The 23,204-nt window shown below is 73.4% G+C and carries 17 protein-coding genes; 11 read left to right on the forward strand and 6 right to left on the reverse strand.

The features are described 5' to 3' along the window. Nucleotides 1–26: 26 nt before the first annotated feature. Nucleotides 27–638, reverse strand: a complete 612-nt coding sequence (gene rpsD, locus ACI2K4_RS17495) for a 30S ribosomal protein S4 (RefSeq protein ID WP_404512484.1) — start codon at nt 636–638, stop codon at nt 27–29. A gap of 74 nt (nt 639–712) precedes the next feature. On the opposite strand from rpsD, the gene ACI2K4_RS17500 reads away from it, so the two are divergent. Continuing rightward, the gene (locus ACI2K4_RS17500; RefSeq protein WP_404512486.1) at nt 713–1,501 is read left to right on the forward strand and encodes a DUF2470 domain-containing protein; all 789 of its coding nucleotides are present in this window, start codon (nt 713–715) and stop codon (nt 1,499–1,501) included. Here ACI2K4_RS17500 and ACI2K4_RS17505 read toward each other — a convergent pair. The 3 genes from ACI2K4_RS17505 to ACI2K4_RS17515 all read right to left on the reverse strand — a co-directional run bounded on the left by ACI2K4_RS17505 (nt 1,498) and on the right by ACI2K4_RS17515 (nt 3,751). After that, nucleotides 1,498–2,148 (reverse strand): TetR family transcriptional regulator, encoded by a 651-nt coding sequence (locus ACI2K4_RS17505; protein ID WP_404512488.1) that lies wholly within the window; start codon nt 2,146–2,148, stop codon nt 1,498–1,500. The genes ACI2K4_RS17500 and ACI2K4_RS17505 overlap by 4 nt on opposite strands. Nucleotides 2,149–2,237: 89 nt before the next feature. Then, nucleotides 2,238–2,993 carry an ABC transporter permease gene (locus ACI2K4_RS17510; protein ID WP_404512490.1) on the reverse strand — a complete coding sequence of 252 codons (756 nt, stop codon included), beginning with the start codon at nt 2,991–2,993 and terminating at the stop codon, nt 2,238–2,240. Continuing rightward, on the reverse strand, nt 2,990–3,751 hold the full coding sequence (locus ACI2K4_RS17515) for an ABC transporter ATP-binding protein (RefSeq protein WP_404512492.1): 762 nt from the start codon (nt 3,749–3,751) through the stop codon (nt 2,990–2,992). The genes ACI2K4_RS17510 and ACI2K4_RS17515 overlap by 4 nt, the downstream gene beginning before the upstream one ends. Before the next feature lie 183 nt (nt 3,752–3,934). Here ACI2K4_RS17515 and ACI2K4_RS17520 point away from each other — a divergent pair, with 183 nt between their 5' ends. From ACI2K4_RS17520 to ACI2K4_RS17535, 4 genes are read left to right on the forward strand one after another with little or no spacing between them, the layout of a single operon-like run. After that, complete coding sequence (locus ACI2K4_RS17520) at nt 3,935–4,405, forward strand: MerR family transcriptional regulator (RefSeq protein WP_404512494.1); 471 nt, start codon at nt 3,935–3,937, stop codon at nt 4,403–4,405. A gap of 58 nt (nt 4,406–4,463) precedes the next feature. Continuing rightward, entirely contained in the window at nt 4,464–4,955 is a 492-nt protein-coding gene (hisI, locus tag ACI2K4_RS17525) for a phosphoribosyl-AMP cyclohydrolase (protein ID WP_404512496.1), read from the forward strand. After that, nucleotides 4,952–6,514 carry an anthranilate synthase component I gene (locus ACI2K4_RS17530; protein ID WP_404512498.1) on the forward strand — a complete coding sequence of 521 codons (1,563 nt, stop codon included), beginning with the start codon at nt 4,952–4,954 and terminating at the stop codon, nt 6,512–6,514. Before hisI ends, ACI2K4_RS17530 begins: the two co-directional genes overlap by 4 nt. A gap of 26 nt (nt 6,515–6,540) precedes the next feature. Further along, nucleotides 6,541–7,146, forward strand: a complete 606-nt coding sequence (locus ACI2K4_RS17535) for a Trp biosynthesis-associated membrane protein (protein ID WP_404512975.1) — start codon at nt 6,541–6,543, stop codon at nt 7,144–7,146. 162 nt (nt 7,147–7,308) lie between these two features. Here the strand turns inward: ACI2K4_RS17535 and ACI2K4_RS17540 are convergent, their stop codons facing one another. Next, nucleotides 7,309–7,605 carry a hypothetical protein gene (locus tag ACI2K4_RS17540; protein ID WP_404512500.1) on the reverse strand — a complete coding sequence of 99 codons (297 nt, stop codon included), beginning with the start codon at nt 7,603–7,605 and terminating at the stop codon, nt 7,309–7,311. Between the two features lie 410 nt (nt 7,606–8,015). On the opposite strand from ACI2K4_RS17540, the gene trpC reads away from it, so the two are divergent. The 4 genes from trpC (at nt 8,016) to ACI2K4_RS17560 (ending at nt 15,406) form a co-directional block, all read left to right on the forward strand. Beyond that, nucleotides 8,016–8,819, forward strand: a complete 804-nt coding sequence (gene trpC, locus ACI2K4_RS17545; protein ID WP_404512976.1) for an indole-3-glycerol phosphate synthase TrpC — start codon at nt 8,016–8,018, stop codon at nt 8,817–8,819. Between the two features lie 487 nt (nt 8,820–9,306). Further along, nucleotides 9,307–10,566, forward strand: a complete 1,260-nt coding sequence (gene lgt / locus ACI2K4_RS17550) for a prolipoprotein diacylglyceryl transferase (protein WP_404512502.1) — start codon at nt 9,307–9,309, stop codon at nt 10,564–10,566. 17 nt (nt 10,567–10,583) lie between these two features. Further along, on the forward strand, nt 10,584–11,783 hold the full coding sequence (locus tag ACI2K4_RS17555) for an FAD-dependent oxidoreductase (RefSeq protein ID WP_404512504.1): 1,200 nt from the start codon (nt 10,584–10,586) through the stop codon (nt 11,781–11,783). Nucleotides 11,784–12,049: 266 nt separating this feature from the next. Next, nucleotides 12,050–15,406, forward strand: a complete 3,357-nt coding sequence (locus tag ACI2K4_RS17560; protein ID WP_404512506.1) for an AfsR/SARP family transcriptional regulator — start codon at nt 12,050–12,052, stop codon at nt 15,404–15,406. Between the two features lie 369 nt (nt 15,407–15,775). Here ACI2K4_RS17560 and ACI2K4_RS17565 read toward each other — a convergent pair whose 3' ends face one another. Beyond that, nucleotides 15,776–16,621, reverse strand: a complete 846-nt coding sequence (locus ACI2K4_RS17565) for a GNAT family N-acetyltransferase (protein ID WP_404512508.1) — start codon at nt 16,619–16,621, stop codon at nt 15,776–15,778. A 251-nt stretch (nt 16,622–16,872) separates the two neighbouring features. On the opposite strand from ACI2K4_RS17565, the gene gltB reads away from it, so the two are divergent. Both gltB and ACI2K4_RS17575 read left to right on the forward strand, forming a co-directional pair. Continuing rightward, on the forward strand, nt 16,873–21,510 hold the full coding sequence (gene gltB, locus ACI2K4_RS17570) for a glutamate synthase large subunit (protein WP_404512510.1): 4,638 nt from the start codon (nt 16,873–16,875) through the stop codon (nt 21,508–21,510). Then, nucleotides 21,503–22,984, forward strand: coding sequence for a glutamate synthase subunit beta (locus tag ACI2K4_RS17575; RefSeq protein ID WP_404512512.1), 1,482 nt, complete (start codon nt 21,503–21,505; stop codon nt 22,982–22,984). Before gltB ends, ACI2K4_RS17575 begins: the two co-directional genes overlap by 8 nt. Nucleotides 22,985–23,204 lie beyond the last annotated feature (220 nt).

Raw genomic sequence — 23,204 nt, forward strand, 5'->3', positions numbered from 1 at the left:
CGTTAATAAGGGGCCCTTCCTTGCACTCAGCGGGAGTAGAACTCGACCACGAGTTGCTCGTCGCAGATGACCGGGACCTCGCGCCGGGCCGGCGTACGGACCAGGGTGGCGGTCAGGTCGGCCAGGCTGACTGAGAGGTACGCGGCACCGGGGCCCTCGCCCGCGTGCGCGCCGGTGGCGGCGAGCTGGAACGGCGGCTTCTGCCGGCTGCGTTCGCGCACCCGGACGACCTGGCCGGGGCGCAACCGGTACGACGGGCGGTCGACCTTGACCCCGTCGACCGCGAAGTGCCCGTGCGCCACCAGTTGCCGGGCCTGGTAGACGGTCCGCGCCAGCCCGGCCCGGTGCACCACCGCGTCGAGGCGCCGTTCCAGCAGGCCGACCAGGTTCTCGCCGGTCTTGCCCTCCAGCCGTACGGCGTCGTCGAAGGCGCGCCGGAGCTGGGTCTCGCTGACGTTGTACTGGTGCCGCAGGCGCTGCTTCTCGAGCAGTCGTACCTGGTAGTCCGATGTCTTGCGGCGCTGCCGGCCGTGTACGCCCGGTGGGTACGGCCGGCGCTCGAAGTACTTCACGCACTTGGGGGTGAGCGGGATGCCGAGGGCGCGGGAAATCCGGACCTTGGGTCGTGCCTGGTTCACGTGGACGTCTCCCGGTTTGTAGGTTAGCCTGCCCTAACTTAGCCCACCCTAATCCACCCGTCGGAGGTCCGGTCATGCAACCCAGTCCCGCCGAGGTCGCCCGTACGTTGGCCGCTGGCCGGATCGCCGGCAGCGCGTACGTGGCCAACCGTCCCGGCCCGTACCGGACCCGACACGTCACCGACGCGCAGGGCCGGGTGCTGCTGCTCGTCTCGGTCGTCGACGACCTGGCGTTGGCCCTGCGGCCGGTGCCGGGCACCGACGACACCGCGCTGGTGCTCGACGTACGCGACCTGCCACCGGCGGCCGGCGCGCCACCGCTCGGCCGGGTCTGGATCTCCGGCTGGGCGACGGCGCTGGCCGGGACGGAGGCTCGCCAGGCCGCGCTGGACTACGCCGAGATCGACTCGACCGGCGACCTGCTCGACGTCGGTGGCCGGTTCACCCTCTACCGGTTCGAGCCGGCCGAGATCCGGCTCGAACGGGAGACCGAGACGATTCACATCGACCCCGGCGAGTACGGCAACGTGGAGCCGGATCCGTTGCACCACCTGGAGCGCGAACTCCTGGCCGACCTGGCCGACCACCACCAGCGGGAGATCACCGAGTTCGTGCTGCGCCAGCTCGGCGAGTCGGCCCCTCGGCCGGTCGGCGGCCCGCCGCCGCGCGTGGTCCGGCTGGACCGGTACGGATTCGTGGTGCTGCTCGGCGCCCCCGGCTCTCGCTACCGGGTCCGGCTCGCCTTCCCGCGACCGGTACGCGACCACGCCGACCTGGTCCAGATGCTGCACCCGGTGCTCTGGCCGGCCCGGCACCCCCGGGCTGAGCAGGGCCACCTGAACCAGGGCGAGACCACCGTCTAGGCGGAGGGCGGTCCGCCGATTGCCCGCTCGCCCGCCTCGGCGAGATCGAACACCCCGGTCAGCTCGCCGGTCAGGTAACGCTGCACGGTCGGGGCGATCGCCGCGACCGCCACCTCGGCCGGCACGCTGGCCAGTGGCTCCACCCGCAACACGTAGCGGGCCACGGCGAGCCCGACGAGCTGGGACGCGACCAGCGAACTGCGCAGCGGTGCCTCGGCCGCCGGCAGGTCCAGCCCGGACATCACCCGCCGCAGGATCTGGGTGGTCACGAACTCGCGCATCAGCCGGGCGGTCCACTCGTTGCTGAGCACCGAGCGGAGCAGCGCGACACCGGCCGCGCCGGCCGGCGAGTCCCAGAGCCGAAGGAAGGTCCGGACCAGCCGTTCCCCCACCCCGCCCGGCCCGCCGGCCACGATCTCCGGCAGCAGTTCGCCCGGGTCGAATGGCACCTTCATCACGGCCACGAAGAGCTTGTCCTTCGCGCCGAAGTAGTGGTGGACCAGCGCCGGGTCGACCCCGGCGCCGGCCGCTATCGTCCGGATCGACGCGCCGTCGAAGCCGCGTTCGGCGAACGCGTCCCGAGCCGAGGCGAGGATCGCCTCACGGGTGTCGGGGTTGCCCGGCCGCCGTCCGGTCCGTCGTGCCATCGCCGTCCTTCGTCGTCAATCCGGCCGCCGCCGTGTCAACCCGTACTTCGCCGTCCGCGCGTCGCCGTGTCAACCCGTAGGCCGCCGTGTCAGCCCGTGCGGCGGCGGAGCGTGGCCGCGGCGAGCACCAGGGCCACCAGCACCGCGCCGAGCACCACCGCGAGGTCGCGCCAGAGCGTGGCGGTGGGCTCGGCGTGGGCACCCACCTGTTGCAACGCCTCGACCGCGTACGACAGCGGCAGCACGTCGCTGACCGCCTGGAGCCAGCCGGCCATCCGCTCCCGGCCGACGAACAGGCCACAGAGCAGGATCTGCGGGATCACCACGACCGGCATGAACTGTACGGCCTGGAACTCGGTCTGCGCGAAGGCGCTGCAGAACAGGCCGAGCGCGACCCCGAGCACGGCGTTGACCACCGCGATCAGGATGACCAGGCCGGCGCTGCCGGTGGTGTGCAGATCGAACAGCCAATACGCCACCCCGGTGGCCACCCCGGCCTGGATCGCCGCCGCCAGCCCGAACGCGATGCCGTAACCGAAGAGCAGGTCGAGCTTGGCCAGCGGGGTGGTGAGCAGACGCTCCAACGTGCCGGAGGTGCGCTCGCGCAGCATCGCGATGCTGGTCACCAGGAACATGATGACAAACGGGAAGACCCCGAGCATGATCAGCGCGACCCGGTCGAAGGTGCTCGGCTGCCCGGGTCCGGTGGGCTGGTCGGAGAACATGAAGTAGAGCAGCGTGAGCAGCACCGTCGGCACCACCACGAGCATCGCGACCGTACGCGGGTCGTGCCGGAGCTGGCGCAGGATCCGGCCGGTCGTGGCGGCCAGCAGCCTCGGGTTCATCGCCGTACCGCCCCTTCGGTGGCGGGTTCGGCACTGGTCTCCCGGCCCGCCTCGCTCCTCCTGATCAGCCGGAGGAAGGCTTCCTCCAGGTCGTCCGTGCCGGCGTTGGCCCGTACCCCGGTCGGGGTGTCCTCGGCGATCAGCCGGCCCTCGCGGATCAACAGCAACCGGTCGCAGCGCGCCGCCTCGTCCATCACGTGGCTGGAGACGACCAGGGTGGTGCCGCCCGACGCCATCGCGTGGAACCGGTCCCACAGCTCGGCCCGGAGGACCGGGTCCTGGCCGACCGTCGGTTCGTCGAGGATCACCAGTTCGGGTTCGCCGACGATGGCGCAGGCCAGCGACGCGCGGCTGCGCTGCCCGCCGGAGAGCGTGCCGACCAGTTGCCGTGCGGCCGACGCCAGGCCGACGTCGGCGATCGCCCGGTCGGCGTCGCGCCCGGTACGCCCCTGGAGCGCGGCGAAGTAGCGGGCGTTCTCCCGGACGGTCAGGTCGGTGTAGACGCTCGGCGCCTGGGTCAGGTAACCGACCCGGTGGCGCAGCGCGGCGGTGCCGGCGGGCTGGCCCAGCACCGTGACCGTGCCCGAGGCGACGGTCTGTACGCCCACCACCGCGCGCAGCAGGGTGGTCTTGCCGCTGCCGCTGGGGCCGAGCAGGCCGGTGACGCTGCCCCGGGGCAACGTGCAGGTCAGGCCGTGCAGAACCCGTCGCCGGCCACGTTCGACGACGAGGTCGCGGACCTCGATCGCGGAGTTCATGGCGCCTCCTTGGAAGAATTCAACGCTTGATGAACTCAACGCTAGTTGAAATCCCCCCCGCCCGGCAACGAACCGAAAGTCCGCTTCCCGACGCGCACCGGTCACCCGCGCGGGCGCTCCGCGTCAGCCCTTGACCGAGCGTCAGCCCTTGACCGAGCGGCAGCCCGCCCGGACCCTGGATCGATGGACGCGAGCCTGGACGAAAGCCTCGACAAGAGCCTGGACGAAAGCCTCGACAAGAGCCTGGACGAAAGCCTCCACAAGAGCCTGGACGAAAGCTTGGACGAGACGACGTTCACCGTCGGTGAGGCCGCCGACCGGGTCGGCCTCACCGCGTACACCCTGCGCTGGTACGAGCAGGAGGGGCTGGTGTCGCCGGTCGGGCGGGACTCCGCCGGACGGCGGCGCTACACCCGCCAGGACGTCGACTGGCTGATGCTGCTCACCCGGCTGCGCCGTACCGGCATGCCGGTACGTGAGATGCGTCGCTACACCGACCTGGCCCGGCAGGGCGACCACACGCTCGGCGCCCGACGGCAGCTCTTCGAGGCGCACCGGGAGCGGGTGCTGGCCCGGATGGCGGAGCTGGAACAGGACCTGGCCGTACTCAACTTCAAGATCGAGGCGTACGGCCAGCTCGAACGCGCCGACTGAGCCCACCGGGGCGGGTACGGGTGGACGTACCCGCCCTCCGGTGCGGAACAATCGGTGGGTGCCCGTACCTGACCCGCCGGTGGCCGCCCCGCCGGTCACGCCGCCCGCCGCCCCGGTCCGCACCCCCTTCGGCCCCGCCTCCGGGCTCGACCCGTCGATCGCCGCCCGCCTGCGCCGGGGCGCCGACGGGCTGGTCGCGGCGGTGGTCCGCCAGCACGACTCGGGCGAGGTGCTGATGGTCGCCTGGATGGACGACGAGGCGCTGCACCGTACGCTCACCACCGGCCGGGCCACCTACTGGTCACGCAGCCGCCGGGAGTACTGGGTCAAGGGTGCCACCTCCGGCCACCACCAGTACGTCCGCTCGGTCTCGCTGGACTGCGACGGCGACGCGCTGCTGGTCAGCGTGGACCAGGTGGGCCCGGCCTGCCACACCGGCAACCGGAGCTGCTTCGCCGACCACCTCCCGGTGAGCGGCCGGCTCGATCCCGTACCGGGGCGGCTCGACCCCGTACCCGGGCGGTCCGACGACCAGGGGGAGCGGCGATGAGCCAGAACACCGGCGCGGTCAGCCCGGACGAGGCGACCTTCCGCGAACTGGCCGGCTCCCGGCGGGTGGTGCCGGTGACCCGGCGGCTGCTCGCCGACGGGGAGACCCCGGTCGGGGTCTACCGCAAGCTGGCCGGCGGGCCGGGCACCTTCCTGCTGGAGTCCGCCGAACAGGGCGCCGGACCGGGCGGGGCGTCCTGGTCGCGCTACTCCTTCATCGGCGTACGCAGCGGCGCCACCCTGGTCGAACGGGACGGCGAGGCGCACTGGCTGGGGACACCGCCGGCCGGCGTGCCGACCGGGGGAGACCCGGTGCACGCGCTGCGCGAGACCGTGGCCGCGCTGGCCGGGCCGGAGACCGACCCGGTGACCGCGAGCCTGCCGCCGTTGACCGGGGGCATGGTCGGATATCTCGGGTACGACTTCGTCCGCCGCCTCGAACGGCTGCCGTCCCGCGCCGAGGACGACCTCGGCCTGCCCGAACTCGGTCTGATGCTCGCCACCGACCTGGTGGTGCTCGACCACTTCGACGGCTCGGCGATCCTGGTCGCCAACGCGGTGCTGCCGGCACCGGACGCGCCGGACCGGTCCGGGCAGGTGCTCGCCGCGTACCACCAGGCGGTCGGCCGGCTCGACGCGATGACCACCGCGCTCTCCCGCCCCAACCCGCCGATGGTCTCGACCGTGGCCAGCCCGCCGCCGGGCGAGGTGCTCTGCCGTACGCCGGACGGGGACTACCCGAAGGCGGTGGACGAGGCCAAGGAGGCGATCCGGGCCGGCGAGTGCTTCCAGATCGTGCTCAGCCAGCGGTTCGAACGGGACACCCGGGCCGATCCGCTCGACGTCTACCGGGTGCTGCGGACCACCAACCCGAGCCCGTACATGTACCTGCTCCGCTTCGACGATTTTGACATCGTCGGCTCGTCCCCGGAGGCGCACCTCAAGGTGACCGCCGCCGAGGGCGGCACCCGGCGCGCGATGCTGCACCCGATCGCCGGCACCCGCCCACGCGGCGCGACGCCGGAGGAGGACAACCGGCTCGGCGCCGAACTGCTCGCCGACCCGAAGGAGCGCTCCGAGCACGTGATGCTGGTCGACCTGGGTCGCAACGACCTCGGCCGGGTCTGCCGACCGGGGACCGTGGAGGTGCCCGAGTTCGCCACCATCGAGCGGTACAGCCACGTCATGCACATCGTCTCGACCGTGGTGGGCACGCTCCGCGAGGACCGGACCGCGTTCGACGCGCTCGCCGCGACCTTCCCGGCCGGCACCCTGTCGGGCGCACCGAAGGTACGGGCGATGGAGATCATCGAGGAACTGGAGCCGACCCGTCGGGGCCTCTACGGTGGCACGGTCGGCTACTTCGGCTTCGGTGGCGACATGGACATGGCGATCGCGATCCGGACCGCCCTGATCCGCGACGGCCGGGCGTACGTGCAGGCCGGTGCCGGCATCGTGGCCGACTCCGACCCGACCGCCGAGGACCAGGAGACCCGGAACAAGGCGGCTGCCGTACTGGCGGCCATCGCCGCCGCCGAGACCCTTCGGCCGGCCCGGTGAGCACCGCCGACGGTGCCGTCACCGAACTGACCGGGGAACCCGTACCGGCACCCCGTCCGGCGCACCCGGGCCGGCGGCAACTGACGTACGTACTGCTGCTCTGCCTCGCCGGGGCGGGCCTGGCGCTCTACGCGGCGACCCGGACCTGGTCGGTGGAGATCACCACCCGGACCGCGCCGTTGCCACCGCTGCGGGCCGCGCACACCGGCGGCGACCTGCTGCCCTGGCTGCCGGCGCTGGCCCTGGTCGGACTGGCCGCGTCCGGGGCGCTGCTCGCCACCGGGGGCGTCGGGCGCCGGCTGGTCGGCGGACTGATGGTGCTGGTCGGGCTCGGCGTCGCGGTGGGCGGCGGGTACGGGCTCGGCGGCCCCGACGGCGAGACGGAGCCGGTCTGGGGATTGCTCTGTGTGCTCGGTGGGCTGATGGTCTTCGCCGCCGGCCTGGTCACCATCGGCCGTGGCCAGACCTGGCCGGCGATGGGTGCCCGGTACGAGCGGACCCGCTCCGACACCGGGAACACCGGTCGGGGCCGGTCGGGCGGCGACGGCCCGGACGGTGGGCGGGTCGACGCGGGCCGGACCGTCGCCGCGTGGGACGCCCTCGACCGGGGCGACGACCCGACCGCCGACTGACCCTGGGCCCCGCCGGACGACGGTGATCCCCCGGAGTGAGGACCGCCCGGCGGCGGTCGGGACGGTACGGCAGGGGGAGATCGAGCGGCCGTGTAGCGCCGTAGCGCCGTGGCCGTGTGGCGCCGTGGCGGTGCGCCGTACGCCGTAGCGGTGTAGCGGCGGTCAGCTCAGCGGCGCGGCGGCCCGGCTCGCGGGTGCGGTCGGCACCGGGTCGCCACCGGCGGCGGTGTCCCGGCCGGGCGCGGTGAGGGCCGCGACCATCGCCCGCACCTCGGCCCGCTGGTGGGCCCGGTCGCGGTCGGCGCAGATGGCCGCCCAGGCGTTGCCCCGGGCGGTGCGGACCCGACCGTCACCGACCACGGCCCGCTCCACCGAGTGGACCACGCCGATCGCCACCGCGGCGACCGCCCGGGGGATGCTGGTCAGGTCGATGGCCGAGCCCGGCCCGGTGCTGCTCATGGTCCACCCCGCACGATTGTCGATCCGACTCGGGCCGCGGCCACCTCGCGACCAGTCTGCCCGACCACGATGGTGCCCAAGGGGTGTTTCGAACCGATGACCGGTGGGTCAACCTTGCCGGTCGGTCCGACGGGGGACGGCTCTCCGGCGGGCTGCGCGGCACGGCCGGACATGGTGTGATTACCCGATGACCGTCGATGGTGCCGGTGGCAGTGGGTGATAGTTCGCTCACCAGCGGTCGGTCATTATGCCCGAGCCCACCTGGTGAGGTGCGCCATACCCCCCGGCTCCGGCCCCAGGCCGGCGCCCCCTAGCATCGGCCCATGACGCCCGGAGAGGGGAGTCCGTTGGTGACTGCTGAGCATCCACACCCGGAGGGGGACGGCGCCGCGCCGACCGCCCCCGTCAGTGTGCTCGACGAGATCCTGGCCGGAGTGCGCGAGGACGTCGAACGCCGACAGGCCGAGGTCCCACTGGAGCGGATCCGGGAGCTGGCTGCCGCCATGCCCCCGCCCCGCGACGCGTACGCGGCGCTGCGGCGCCCGGGCGTCGGGGTGATCGCCGAGGTCAAGCGTTCGTCGCCGTCCAAGGGACAGTTGGCTGAGATCGCCGACCCCGCCGAGTTGGCCGGGGAGTATGCCGGGGGTGGGGCCCGCTGCATCAGCGTGCTCACCGAGGGCCGCTGGTTCGGCGGATCGCTGGCCGACCTCGCCGCGGTCCGGGCGGCGGTCGACATCCCGGTGCTGCGCAAGGACTTTGTCGTCTCCAGCTACCAGGTGCACGAGGCCCGCGCCCACGGTGCCGACCTGGTGCTGCTGATCGTCGCCGCGCTCGAACAGAACGCGCTGGTCGGCCTGCTGGAGCGGATCGAGTCGCTCGGCATGACCGCGCTCGTCGAGGTGCACGACGAGGAGGAGGCCGACCGGGCGCTGGAGGCCGGTGCCCAGGTGATCGGCGTCAACGCCCGCAACCTGCGCACCCTGGAGGTCGACCGGTCGGTCTTCGAGCGGATCGCCCCCGGCCTGCCGAACAGCGTCGTCAAGATCGCGGAGTCGGGCGTACGCGGCCCTCACGACCTGATCAGGTACGCCTCGGCGGGCGCCGACGCGGTGCTGGTCGGGGAGGGGCTGGTGACCCAGAAGAGTCCCCGCGAGGCGGTGTCCGAGCTGGTCAACGCCGGCAACCACCCGGCCACCCCCCGCCCGGTCCGCTGACCCCGGCCACTCCCGCCCGATCCGCTGACCCCGGCCATCCTTGGACCGGTTCCCGCTGACCCCGGCACCTTCGACCGGTTACTGACCCGGCCACCCCTCGACCGGTCCCGCTGACCCGGCCGGGCCGACCCGACCTCGCGCCGGGTCCGCCCGGCACCCGGCCCCATTCCGGCTCGCCCGGGTCCGCCCGCCACCCGGTCCCACTCCGGTTCGCCCGCGCGCCCGACCGCCGTTCCGTCGACCGCCGTTCCGCCGACCGCCGTTCCGCCCGACCGCCCGACCGTGTGCCGTTCCGGACCCGTACGGCCGTTCGCGTCGGACCCGTACGGCCGTTCGTCGTCCGGCCAGGCCGCTGCCGTCGCCCGGTCCGATCGTGACCGGGGACACGGACAAACGCGTAGGAGCTGGCACAGCCGGGGGCACCCGCGCAGAAGGCGACCGGCCCGGGGTGCCACTGCGGGCGGGTACGGCGGTACCGTGTGCAATCGTGACCCTAGCCTCAGTGTCCCCGCTGGCAGCCCTGCCCAGTCCGAGCACCGCCGTCTGGGAGGTCGGACCGCTGCCGATCAGGGCCTACGCCCTCTGCATCGTGCTGGGCATCGTCGTCGCGGCGGTGGTGGCCGAATACCGGCTCCGGGCGCGGGGCGTCGCGCCCTGGGCGATCCTGGACATCGCGGTCTGGGCGGTGCCGTTCGGCATCGTCGGCGCGCGGATCTACCACGTGATCACCTCGCCGCAGGCGTACTTCGGCAGCGACGGTGACCCGATCAAGGCCCTCTACATCTGGGAGGGGGGCCTGGGCATCTGGGGCGCGGTCGCCGGTGGTGCCGTCGGCGCCTGGCTCGCCGCCCGCCAACTCGGGATCCCGCTCACCGTGGTCGCCGACGCGCTCGCCCCCGGGCTGCCGCTGGCCCAGGCGGTCGGCCGGTTCGGCAACTGGTTCAACAACGAACTCTTCGGCGGCCGGACCACGCTGCCCTGGGGTCTCGAGATCCACCGGATGGACTCCGGCAACCCGGGTCACGCGCTGCTGGACGAGAACGGCAACCCGATCGTGGAACCAGGGCTCTACCACCCGACCTTCGCCTACGAGGCGCTGTGGAACGTGGGTGTCGCCCTGCTGGTGTACCTGGTCGACCGGAAGTTCAAGCTGGGCCGGGGCCGGGCGTTCGCGCTCTACGTCATGGGTTACACCGTCGGCCGGTTCTGGATCGAGCTGCTCCGTACCGACCAGGCCAACGAGATCCTCGGCGTCCGGCTCAACGTCTGGACCGCGGTGGTCGTCTTCCTCGGTGCGTTGATCTTCTTCCTGCGGGTCCGTGGACCGCAGGAGTTCCTGGTGCCGCTGGAGGCCAGCCGGCCCGTCGCGGTGCCGGGCGACGAGGAGACCGTGGACGGCGACAGCGACGGAGACGAAGCGCGCGAGAGCGACATCTCGCGGGTCGACCTCTCCCGGCGTACGGTCGCGCGGGACCCGAACACGGTGCCCGAGGGCTACCGGGTGGTCACCGAGGAGCAGTACCGGACCTACCTGGCCACCGGTGAGCTGCCCGAGGTGGCGCCGGACGTCGCCGGGCCGATCCGCCCGCTCGACGACGACGGTGACGATGACGACGAGCCGGCCGCCAGCGCGGCCGACGACAACGAGGACGAGCGGCCGGTCGGCGAGGACGACCGGGCGGCGGACGGCACCGGCCAGGCCCGGGCGGGCGCGGCGCCGCCGGGCGGCGCGGACCGCGAGAGCTGAGCGGGGGAACCGCAGCCATGCGTACGGCCGTGGTGGTGGGCGCCGGAATAGGCGGCCTCGCCGTCGCCGGTGCCCTGGCCCGTTCCGGCTGGCAGGTCACGCTGCTGGAACGGGGTGACCGGCTGCGCGCCGAGCGGACCGCCCTGGTGCTCTGGCCCAACGGCGTACGCGCGCTGCACGCGCTCGGGCTCGGCGACGGCCTGGACGCGATCGCCACCGCCCTGCCCGACGTCGGGGTGCGCCGTCCGGACGGTCAGTGGCTGGTCCAGCCCCGCCCGATGGTCGACGAGCGGGCCCCGGTCGTGGTGCACCGGGAGGACCTGCACGACGCCCTGATCGCCGGGCTCGGCGACCGGGTCGAGATCCGTACCGGGGTTCAGGTGCGTACGGTGCGCGCCTCGGCGGCCGACCGCCCGGCGGTCGGCGACGGCCGGACCGAGATCGAAGCCGACCTGGTGGTGGCGGCCGACGGCGTCGACAGCGCGGTCCGGCACCGGCTCGCCCCGGAGGCGACCGTGGTCAGCTCCGGCTCCGCCGCCTGGCGGGCCGTCATCCCCTGGTACCGCGCGCCGAGGCTCGCCGCCGACCAGCCGGTCAACGGCGAGACCCTGGGCGCGGGCTACCGGTTCGTCGCCATCTCACTCGGCGAGCGCGGCTCGTCCGGCGGCTCCACCCGGGGTGGCATCTACTGGGTGGCGACCGCAGCCGGCGCGTCCCGCCCCGAACCGCCGGAAACCCAGCTTGCCCTGCTCCGCCGCTGGTACGCGAACTGGCCCGACCCGATCGGCGACCTGCTCGCCGCGACGGAACCGGACGACCTGGTCCAGCAGGAGGTACGCGAGCTGCGCCCGCTGCCCCGTACCTTCGGGTTTTCCTCCGGACCCGGCGGGATCGTGTTGCTCGGCGACGCCGCCCACGCGATGCCGCACCACCTCGGACAGGGCGCCTGCCTGGCGTTCGAGGACGCCGCGACGCTCCGTTCGGTGGTGCGGGAGGCGGTGCCCGGTGAGCCGCTGCGGGCGGCGGTCGAGTCGTACAGCCGGATGCGTCGCCCCCGCGCGGTCACCGTCGTCCGGCAGACCCGGCGGATGTCGGCGGTGCTGCAGAGCCGGGGCCGGCTGGCCCTGCGCGCGCGGGACGCCGCCCTCGGCACGATCACTCCCCGACTGATGGGCAGCGCCGCGACCGCCGCCGCAGCCTGGCGTCCCCCGGCCTGACCCACCGAGCACCCGGCCTGACCCACCCCGTCCGCCCCACTCCGTCCGGACCCGTTCCGGCACTCGGGACACGCCCAACCTCACCCCCGGCCCCGTTCCGCCGCCGCTCAAGAATCTGGCGCGGTGGGTGGTGTCGCGAGGGCCGAGCGGTGCGGGGATTCGTCCTCTTCGTTATCCGATCGGGCCGGACGGGGGGATGACCTCGGGGGGCAACGCAGCGCAGACTACCCGGGACTGAGAGCGAGGGCTTCCAGGTGCGGGGTAGTGTGCCGGTTTCGCGGACCGCCGTGGTCTCGGGACATCGAGCCCGACGCGCGGTACGACTGCTCGGTCCGGTCGAGCTGATCGGTCCGGACGGGCCGATCCCCCTCGCCGACGAGGTACGCCGGATGCTGGGGCTGCTCGCCCTCCGGGTCGGCCAGCCGGTCGCCGCCGCCGACCTGCGCGGCGTGCTGTCGAACGACGTCGATCCCGAGATCCGGTCACTCGACGGCGCCGCCGCCGCCCTCGCCGCCGCCCTCGACCGGGCCGGACTGCCCAACGCGGTGGTGGCCCACCCGATCGGGTACCTGCTGCGCCTACCCGCGCGCCGGGTCGACGTGCAGCGCTTCACCCGTCTGATCACCCGCGCCCGCCGCCGGATGGCCACCGAACACTGGGCGGCCGCGCTGCCCCTGTTCGACGCCGCGCTGCGGCTGTGGCGGGTGCCGCTGCACAGCGACCCGCTCGGCGGTTGCCTGCCGCGTCCGTCGGGTTGGGTCGCGGCCGAGATCGCCCGGCTGGTGCAGGGTCGGGTCGCGGCGGTGGAGGAGCGGTGGGAGTGTGCCCTGCGGCTGGCGCTGGCCGCACAGGCGGCGGCGGGCGGGCCCACGGTGGACCGGAACTCGGTGGTGGACGGGCTCGCCGCCGCGCGTACCGCGGTCGCGGCGACCGGCGAGCTGGAGGCGGCCCTGGCCCGCCATCCGCTGCGGTCGCGACTGTGGGAGCTGCTGCTGGTGGCGGCGGCCGTCGGCGCCGGTCGCGGTGCCGCCGCCGAGGTCGAGCGGCGGGCCCGGGAGACGTTCCGGGAACAGTTGGGGGTCGAGCCGGGGGAGCGGTTGCGGTTCCTGGCCTCGGCGGCGCAACGTGGCGACCTGGCACAACGCTGGCTGCCGTCGCGTGCGGCCCAGCCGGTGTCGCGGTTGGCGCAACGGGCCGGGGTCCGCGCCCCGCTGCCGGTTCCGATGACGCCGCTGCTCGGCCGCAACACACTGCTCGCGGTGGTCAACCAGCGGCTGGCCACGCAGCGGCTGGTGACCCTGACCGGCCCGGGGGGCGCCGGCAAGACCAGGCTCGCGGTGGCCGCCGCCAGCCGCTTCGGCAGCGCCTGGTTCGTCGACCTCACCGCCGTGGAGAGCCCGGTACGGGTGCCGGAGGCGGTCGCGGCGGCGCTCGGCGTACGGGCGGAGCCGGGGCGGGACGTGGTCGACACCCTGGCCGAGGAGATCGGCGGGACTCCGGCCCTGTTGGTGCTGGACAACTGCGAACACCTGATCACCGGCGGCGCGGAACTGGTCGACCGGTTGCTCGCCCGCTGCCCGGGACTGCTGGTGCTGGCCACCAGCCGGGTGTCGCTGCGGTTGCCGAACGAGGCGGTGGTGACCGTACCGACGCTGGCCCTGCCGCCCGAGTCGACCGGCAACACCATCGCCGGGCTGGCCTCCCATCCGGCCACCCGGCTCTTTCTCGACCGGGCCCGGTCCCGTTCCGGCCGACCGGTGCCGGAGTCCAGCGCCGACGCGGTGGCCCAGCTCTGCGTCGAGCTGGACGGGCTGCCGCTCGCCATCGAACTCGCCGCGGCGCACGTGACCGTGCTCGGCGTCGGTGAGATCGTCGCCCGGCTCCGGACGGACCTCCGCCTGCTCGCCAGCCCCGACCCGACCGCGCCCAGCCGGCACCGGACCCTGACGGCGGCGGTCGAGACCAGCGTCGACCGGCTCGAACCGCCCGCGCGGGCGCTGTTCGAGCGGCTGGCCGTCTGTGTCGGTGGCTTCGACGCCGAGACCGCCGTCGCCGTCGCCGGCCCGGACGCCCCGGACGCGCTCACCGCACTGGTGGAGTCGTCGCTGGTCGTGGCCGCCCCACTGGCCGCGCCCCCACTACCGGCCACCCTCCCGCCAGGCCCACCCCCACCCGACACCCCACCCCCAACACCCCCCGTCCCCCCCACCCCCTCCCCAACCCCCGCCCCCTCCCCAATCCCCGCCTCCTCCCCAACCCCCGCCTCCTCCCCAACCGCCAATCCCTCCCCAACCCTCGCCCCCTTCCCAATCGCTTCCCCGCCCGATGCCTCCTCCCCCACTGGCGCTCCGCTACCTCCGCGCTACCGAATGCTCGTCCCAATCCGCCGGCACGCGTTGTCGAGGCTGGGCGAGGGACACGCGGCGGCCCGTACCGCGTTGGCCCTGCACTGCCTCGGGCTGGCCGAGTGGGCTGACGCCCGACTGCGCGGCGCCGAGCAGGAATGGTGGCTGCGCCGGTTGCGCGCGGAGGCGGCGAACATGTCGGCCGCGATGTCCTGGCTGGCGGAGGCGGGTGCCGCCGCCGACGCGCCGAGCTACGCCGAACTGCGGCTCGCCGCCGCACTGGCCCGTTACTGCCGGCTCGACGGGCACTACCGGCAGGGGCACGACTGGCTCGCCGCCGCGCTGGCCCGGCACCCGGACGCGCCAGCCGAGATGCGCGCGGGTGCCGGTGCGGCGGCGGCGATGCTGGCGATGTTGTGCTGCGATTATCCTGTCGCGACCGAGCACGCCGAGGCGGCGCTGGTCGCCTACCGGCAGGTGGGGAACCGGGCCGGGGTGGCGCGGGTGCTGCTCACCCTCGGCTCGATAGCCCGTGAGCAGGCCCGGTACGTCGACTCTACTGTGTACCTTGCCACCGCCGCGGCCACCTTCGCCGAGTACGGGGACGAGTGGGGCGAGGCGCAGACGGTGCAGTTGCGCGGCTTCACCGCGTGGCTCTCCGGTGATCTCGACCGGGCCGACTCCCGGCTGCGGATCAGCCGCCGCTGGTACGAGCGGCTCGGCGACCCCCGGGCCGAGGCCGAGACGTTGATGAACCTCGGGGCGGTGGCCCTCTACCGGGGCGACACCGATCGGGCCGCGTCGCTGCTCGACGTCGCCCTCTGGCGTTACTCCGCGGTCGGTTTCCCGGAGGGGGTCGGCTGGGCCCACAACCTGCGTGGCCTGGTCGAGTTGCGCAGCCGCCGACCGGACCGGGCCGGCGCGCACCTGTTGGCCAGTCTCGCCGCGCACCGGCAGGTCGGCGACCGGTGGCGTACGGCGAGTGTGCTGGAGGCGTTGGCCGAGGTGGCCCGCCTGGAGGGAGACCCCGTACGCGGTGCGCGCCTGCTCGGAGCGGCGGCCGGGATCCGGGTCGAGATCGACGCGCCGGTACCCACCTGTGAACGCCCGGACACCGACGGTACCGCCCGATCGCTGCGAGCCGAACTCGGCGACGTCAGCTTCGATGCCGCGCACGAGTACGGTCGCGACGCACCACTGGACAGCCTGCTCACCAGCAATCCCGGCTGGGCCAACCACACCCCCGGACCGGCCACCCCCCTTCCCCTAACCGGCTGAGGAACCGTCCAGCCATCCCGCCCACAGCCCACCCGCCATCACCCCGCCCACCCCACGCTGTTGATCATGAACTTGTCGCACCCTCAGGGCACAGAACCATGCGACAACTCCATGATCAACAGGGCCACGGTGGCGCCTCGCGCCGTCCGCGCGGACAGCGACCAGGTCAGGGTTGGGCCCGCCGTGACCGGCGAGGGCATCAAGCCTGACGGTCCTCGCCGGGCGCGGCGGGCCCAACCCCCACCCGGCCTGACGGCGGTCCTCGCCGGGCGCGGCGGGCCCAACCCCCTCACCTGGCCTGACGGTCCTCGCCGGGCACCGGCCCAACCCCCCCCACCCGGACAAGACCAGGTCAGGAACAAGGACAGATCAAGCCGTAACCGGAGCCGGCTCCGCGATACACGCCGTACCAAGACGACGAAACCCCGCCCGCAGATACACCCGAGCGATCTCCTCACTCCCCGCCGACAAGAACACCAAACCCGTACCCGAGTCCAGCAGATGCCGGGCCAGAGCCGCCGTCACCGCCGCCGCCAGCCCGCGTCGCCGTGCCACCGGCAGGGTCGCGATGCCGGCGATCTCGGCGACGTCGTCGACCCGCATCGCCATGCCACCGGCGAGCGCACCCTCGTCGGCCGTCTCGGCCAGCGCGAAGGCCCGCCGGCCGATCTCGGCCTGGGCCCGCTCCTCGTCCACCCGCCGCGGGGTGAGCGCCACGACCGCCGCGTCCCGGGCGACCGGGCCGGCGTCGCCGAGGGCGGTGCCGGGCGCCGCGAAGCCGATCGCGGCGACCGCGCGCTGGGTCGCGACGTCGCGGCCGAACTCCGGCGACCCCGGGTCGGCCAACCGCACCGGTACGTCGCTGAGCGTCTCCGCCGACGGCAGTGCGTCCGGGTCCAGCACCATCAGTGGCGCCTCCAGCACGGCGAGTCCCGCCGACCGGGCCACCGGCAGCAGGTCGGGGTGGTTCTCGTGCACCCACTCGAACGCCTCGGGAATACCGAGGGCGCGCTGGCGTTCGCGTACGGCGGTCACGTCGGCGGCGTTCGGCGGCTCGGCCGCACCGGGGCGCGGGCGGGCGTAGAACGGCCATCCAGCGCCGTTTCTGACAAAAAGCACCAGCCCGCCGTACTCTTCCACGTGAGCTACATCACGCGGCACGCTGTCGTAAAAGTGTTCTAACCGCTCGAATACCTCACGATGTACCAGGCTCACCGCGCGAGACTACATGTCCCACTCCGTGGAAGTGTGATCAATCCGTACTGGTGGTGCCGGGTGGCCCCTAACGTAGACTCAAGAAACCTCGCAGGGCCGACGTCGTCCCGACCCATGATTGAACGTGAGTGACGACAGGAGACCCGGTGGTTTTTCCGTACCCTCAGGGACCTCGCCTCTCCTCGGCGCCCGCCGCACCGGCGCCGGCCCCGGGTATCGCGACCCAGGTTGGTCCCCCCGCCGCACAGGGGATGTACGACCCCGCATACGAGCGTGACGCCTGCGGGGTGGCCTTCATCGCCGACCTCAACGGGCGCCGCTCGCACGACGTGGTGGCCAACGGGCTCGGCGCGCTCTGCCGGCTCGACCACCGTGGCGCCCGCGGCGCGGAGCAGAACACCGGCGACGGGGCCGGCATCATGCTCCAGGTTCCGGACGCGTTCCTCCGCGAGGTGGTCGACTTCCCGCTGCCCCCGTCCGGGCAGTACGCCACCGGCCTGGTCTTCCTGCCGAACGACCCGGACGCGCGCCAGCGCGCCCGCGCCGTGCTGGAGAAGTACGCGCTGGTCGAGGGGGCCGAGATCCTCGGCTGGCGGGACGTCCCGGTGGACCCGGGCGATCTCGGTGAGACCGCGCTGAACGCCCGCCCGATGATCCGACAGGTCTTCCTCGCCGCCCGGCGCCTGACCGGCTCGGCCGCCGGCCCGGCCGGTGCGCCGCTGGCCGGGCTCGAACTGGACCGGGTGGCGTTCTGCGTACGCAAGCAGACCGAGCGGGAGAGTGCCGAGCGGGGGGTGCCGGCGTACTTCCCGTCGCTCTCCGCCCGGACCATGGTCTACAAGGGCATGCTCACCCCGGACCAGTTGCCGGCCTTCTTCCCCGACCTGACCGACGAGCGCGTGACCAGTGCCATCGCCCTGGTCCACAGTCGGTTCTCCACCAACACGTTCCCGTCGTGGCCGCTGGCGCACCCGTACCGGTTCATCGCCCACAATGGAGAGATCAACACCATCCGGGGCAACAAGAACTGGATGAACGCCCGCGAGGCGCTGCTGGCCAGCCCCTCCCTGCCCGGCAACCTCAAGCGACTGTTCCCGGTCTGCACCCCGGGCGCCTCCGACTCGGCCAACTTCGACGAGGTGCTCGAACTGCTGCACCTGGCCGGGCGGAGCCTGCCGCACGCGGTGCTGATGATGATCCCGGAAGCCTGGGAGAACGACCCCGAGATGGCCCCGGCCGAGCGGGCGTTCTACCGCTTCCACGCGAGCCTGATGGAGCCGTGGGACGGCCCGGCGTCGGTCGCCTTCACCGACGGCACGATCGTCGGCGCGGTGCTGGACCGCAACGGGCTGCGCCCCGGGCGGTGGTGGCAGACCAGCGACGGGCTGGTGGTGCTCGGTAGCGAGGCGGGCGTGCTCGACCTCGACCCGGCGACCGTGGTGGCCAAGGGGCGGCTCCAACCCGGCCGGATGTTCCTGGTCGACACCGCCGCCGGTCGGATCGTGCACGACGACGAGATCAAGGCCGACCTCGCGGCCGAGCGGCCGTACGCCGAGTGGCTGCACGCCGGGCTGATCGACCTGGCCGACCTGCCGGCCCGCGAGCACACCGTCTACACCCACGACTCGGTCCAGCGCCGCCAGCAGACCTTCGGCTACACCGAGGAGGAGCTGAAGATCCTGCTCGGGCCGATGGCGCGGACCGGTGCCGAACCGCTCGGCTCGATGGGCACCGACACCCCGATCTCGCCGCTGTCCACCCGGCCCCGGCTGCTCTACGACTACTTCCACCAGCTTTTCGCGCAGGTCACCAACCCGCCGCTGGACGCGATCCGGGAGGAACTGGTCACCAGCCTCCAGTCGACCATCGGCCCGGAGAGCAACCTGCTCGACCCGGGACCGGCGAGCTGCCGGCAGATCGTGCTGCCGTACCCGGTGTTGGACAACGACGACCTGGCCAAGCTCCTATCCGTGGACGAGGACGGCGACCTGCCCGGCTTCAAGGCGGTCCGGGTCTCCGGGCTGTACCGGTTGCGCGACGGCGCGGCCGGCATCCGGGCCCGGCTGACCGAGATCTGCCGGCACGTCTCGGAGGCGATCGAGGACGGGGTACGCATCCTGGTCCTCTCCGACCGGGACTCCACCGCCGACCTGGCCCCGATCCCGTCCCTGCTGCTCACCGCCGCCGTGCACCAACACCTGGTACGCGAGCAGACCCGGACCCGGGCGGCGCTGATCGTCGAGTCCGGCGACTGCCGGGAGGTGCACCACGCCGCCGTGCTGATCGGCTACGGCGCCGCCGCGGTGAACCCGTACCTCGCGTTCGAGTCGGTCGAGGACCTGATCAACACCGGCGCGCTGACCGGGATCGAGCGTTCCAAGGCGGTGGCCAACTACGTCAAGGCGCTCGGCAAGGGCGTCCTGAAGATCATGTCGAAGATGGGCATCTCCACCGTCTCGTCGTACTGCGGGGCGCAGGTGTTCGAGGCGGTCGGTCTCGACTCCCGGCTGCTCCAGCGTTACTTCGCCGGCACCGGTGGCAAGATCGGCGGGATCGGCCTGACCGGCATCCACGAGGAGATCGTCGCCCGGCACGCGGTCGCGTACCCGCCGAGCGCGGCGGCCGGCGCGCACCGGCGACTGGAGGTCGGCGGCGAGTACCAGTGGCGCCGCGAGGGCGAACTGCACCTGTTCAACCCGGAGACGGTCTTCCTGCTCCAGCACGCCACCCGCAGCCGCCAGTGGGACGTCTTCCGCGACTACACCGGCAAGGTCGACGCCCTGGCCGCCGAGGCCGGCTCGCTGCGCGGACTGTTCACCCTGCGGACCGGGGTCCGGCCGGCGGTGCCGCTGGACGAGGTGGAGCCGGCCAGCGAGATCGTCAAGCGGTTCGCCACCGGCGCCATGTCGTACGGCTCCATCTCGGCCGAGGCGCACGAGACCCTGGCCATCGCGATGAACAACCTCGGCGGCAAGTCGAACACCGGCGAGGGCGGCGAGACCGTCGAACGCCTGCACGACCCGCGCCGCCGCTCCTCGGTCAAGCAGATCGCCAGCGGCCGGTTCGGCGTCACCAGCGAATACCTGGTCAACGCGGACGACCTCCAGATCAAGATGGCGCAGGGGGCGAAGCCCGGCGAGGGTGGTCAGCTCCCCGGCAACAAGGTCTGGCCGTGGATCGCCCGTACCCGGCACGCCACCCCCGGCGTCGGCCTGATCTCCCCGCCGCCGCACCACGACATCTACTCCATCGAGGACCTGGCGCAGCTCGTCCACGACCTGAAGAACGTCAACCCGGCGGCCCGGGTGCACGTGAAGCTGGTCAGCGAGATCGGCGTCGGTACGGTCGCCGCCGGGGTGGCCAAGCTCAAGGCCGACGTCATCCTGATCTCCGGCCACGACGGTGGCACCGGCGCCTCCCCGCTGAACTCACTCAAACACGCCGGCACCCCGTGGGAGCTGGGACTGGCCGAGGCGCAGCAGACACTGCTGCTGAACCGGCTCCGTGACCGGGTCACCGTGCAGGTCGACGGCCAGCTCAAGACCGGCCGGGACGTACTGGTCGCGGCGCTGCTCGGGGCCGAGGAGTTCGGCTTCGCCACCGCCCCGCTGATCGTCGCCGGCTGCGTCATGATGCGGGTCTGCCACCTCGACACCTGCCCGGTCGGCATCGCCACCCAGAACCCGGTGCTGCGCGAGCGGTACACCGGCCGGCCCGAGTTCGTGGAGAACTTCTTCCTCTTCCTCGCCGAGGAGGTCCGGGGTTACCTCGCCGACCTGGGCTTCCGCACCCTGGAGGAGGCGATCGGCCAGACCGAGCTGCTCGACCTCGCCCCGGCGCTGGAGCACTGGAAGGCGCGCGGGCTCGACCTGCGCCCCGTACTCCAGGTGCCGGAACTGCCGGCGGGCGCCGCCCGGCGCGGCATCCGGGCCCAGGACCACGGCCTGGCCGCCGCCCTGGACAACGACCTGCTGGCGCTGGCCGCACCGGCGCTGGCCGACGGCACGCCGGTCCGGGCCTCGGTCCGGGTCCGCAACGAGAACCGCAGCGTCGGCGCGATGCTCGGCGGCGAGGTGACCCGCCGCTTCGGCGGCGCCGGCCTGCCCGCCGACACCATCGAGTTCGCCCTGACGGGCACCGCCGGGCAGTCGTTCGGCGCGTTCCTGCCGGCCGGGGTGACGCTGCGGCTGCACGGCGACGCCAACGACTACGTCGGCAAGGGACTCTCCGGCGGCCGGCTGGTCGTCCGCCCGGACGCCGCCGCGCCGTTCGCCGCCCGCGCCGCCGACCGGGGCGAGGGTACGCCGGGCGCGGAGGACCAGATCATCGCCGGCAACACCATCCTGTACGGGGCCACCGCCGGTGAACTCTTCCTCCGGGGCCGGGTGGGGGAGCGCTTCGCGGTGCGCAACTCCGGCGCGGTGACGGTGGTCGAGGGGGTCGGCGACCACGGTTGCGAGTACATGACCGGTGGCACGGTGGTGGTGCTCGGCCCGACCGGGCGCAACTTCGCCGCCGGCATGTCCGGCGGGACCGCCTTCGTCTGGCGGCTCGACCGGCGCCGGGTCAACCCGGAACTGGTCGACCTGGCCCCGCTCAGCGACGACGAGCGGGTCACCCTGCACGACCTGGTCCAGCGGCACTTCGCCGAGACCGACTCGGCGGTCGCCGAACGGCTGCTCAAGCGCTGGCCGGAGGCGGTCGAGGAGTTCACCGCCGTGGTGCCCCGCGACTACAAGCGGGTCATGCAGATCATGCGGGCCGCCGAAGCCGCCGGCCAGAACGTCGACGAGGCGGTGATGACGGCGCTCGCCGTACCGGCCGCGCCGCCCGTACCGTCCCCCGCCGCGCCGGCTCCGCGCGCGTCCCAGGAGGTGGCCCGTGCCTGACCCGAACGGTTTCCTGCGCTACGGGCGGCGGATGCCGGCCCGCCGCCCGGTCCCGGTACGGATCAGCGACTGGCGGGAGGTCTACCCCTCCGCCGACGACAACCTGATCCGCGAGCAGGCCACCCGCTGCATGGACTGCGGCATCCCGTTCTGCCACGACGGCTGCCCGCTGGGCAACCGCATCCCGGACTGGAACGACCTGGTCCGGACCGGCAACTGGGCGCACGCGATCGAGTCGCTGCACGCCACGAACAACTTCCCGGAGTTCACCGGGCGGCTCTGCCCGGCGCCGTGCGAGGCGGCCTGCGTACTCGGCATCTCGGGTGGGCAGCCGGTCACCATCAAGCAGGTCGAGGTCGAGATCGTCAACCGGGCCTTCGACCTGGACCTGGTCGCGCCGCAGGTGCTGGCGAAGCCGTCCGGCCGGCGGGTGGCCGTGGTCGGCTCCGGTCCGGCCGGGCTCGCCGCCGCCCAGCAGCTCGCCCGCGCCGGACACGCGGTCACGGTGTACGAGCGCGACGACGCGATCGGCGGCCTGCTCCGCTACGGCATCCCGGACTTCAAACTGGAGAAGGAGCACGTCGACCGGCGGCTGGCACAGCTCACCGCCGAGGGCGTCGACTTCGTCACCGGGGTGGACGTCGGCGTCGACATCACCGCCGAACAACTCCGCGCCGAGTACGACGCCGTCCTGCTCGCCTGCGGCGCGCTCCAGGGCCGGGACACCCCGGCCACGCCCGGTCGAGCGCTGCGCGGCGTGCACCAGGCGATGGAGCACCTGGTGGCGGCGAACCGGGTGGTGAGCGGCCGGGAGACGGGCACCCCGATCGACGCCGCCGGCAAGCACGTGGTGATCATCGGTGGCGGCGACACCGGAGCGGACTGCCTCGGGGTGGCGCACCGGCAGGGCGCGGCCGGCGTACACCAGCTCGACCTCTACCCGGAGCCGCCGGGCGCCCGCGACGAGGGCCGCGACCCGTGGCCGACCTGGCCGTGGATCCTGCGCGACTATCCCGCGCACGAGGAGGGCGGCCAGCGGGTCTTCGCCGTCGCGGTGCAGGAGTTCGTCGACGACGGCACCGGCCAGGTACGCGCGGTCCGGGTCGCCGAGGTCAGCGTCGAGAAGCGCGACGGGCAGCGGATCGTCACCGTCAGGCCCGGTTCCGAGCGGGAGCTCCCGGCCGACCTGGTGCTGCTGGCGATCGGCTTCGACGGGACCGAGCAGCAGCCGCTGCTCGACCAGTTCGGGGTCGCCCGCAACCGGCGCGGCGCGATCGACGCCACGGCCGACTGGCAGACCTCGGCCGACGGCGTCTTCGTCGCCGGGGACATGCACCGGGGCGCGTCGCTGATCGTCTGGGCGATCGCCGAGGGACGGGCCGCCGCCGCCGCGATCCACGCGTACCTCGACGGTGCCGGCACCCTGCCCGCCCCGGTCACCTCGACCGCCCAACCGCTGACCGCCGCCCGCTGACCCCGTACGCCGCCCGCTGACCCCGTACGCTGCCCGAGGCCGTGGCTGTCCGATCAGGACGGTCACGGCCTCGGGCGATCCGGGACTGTCGGTCTGTTGTCGGTGTCTCCCATGCGACTTGTGAAGTCAGCGCCACCGATGGTGACGGTATACCTGGTGGGCCGTGCCAGCGCCGAGAGGCCGAGCGCGGCATTCCCCTTGGACCGTGCCGTTGAGGAGT

The sequence above is a fragment of the Micromonospora sp. NPDC050397 genome, assembly GCF_044901685.1.
Lineage (GTDB): Bacteria > Actinomycetota > Actinomycetes > Mycobacteriales > Micromonosporaceae > Micromonospora_G.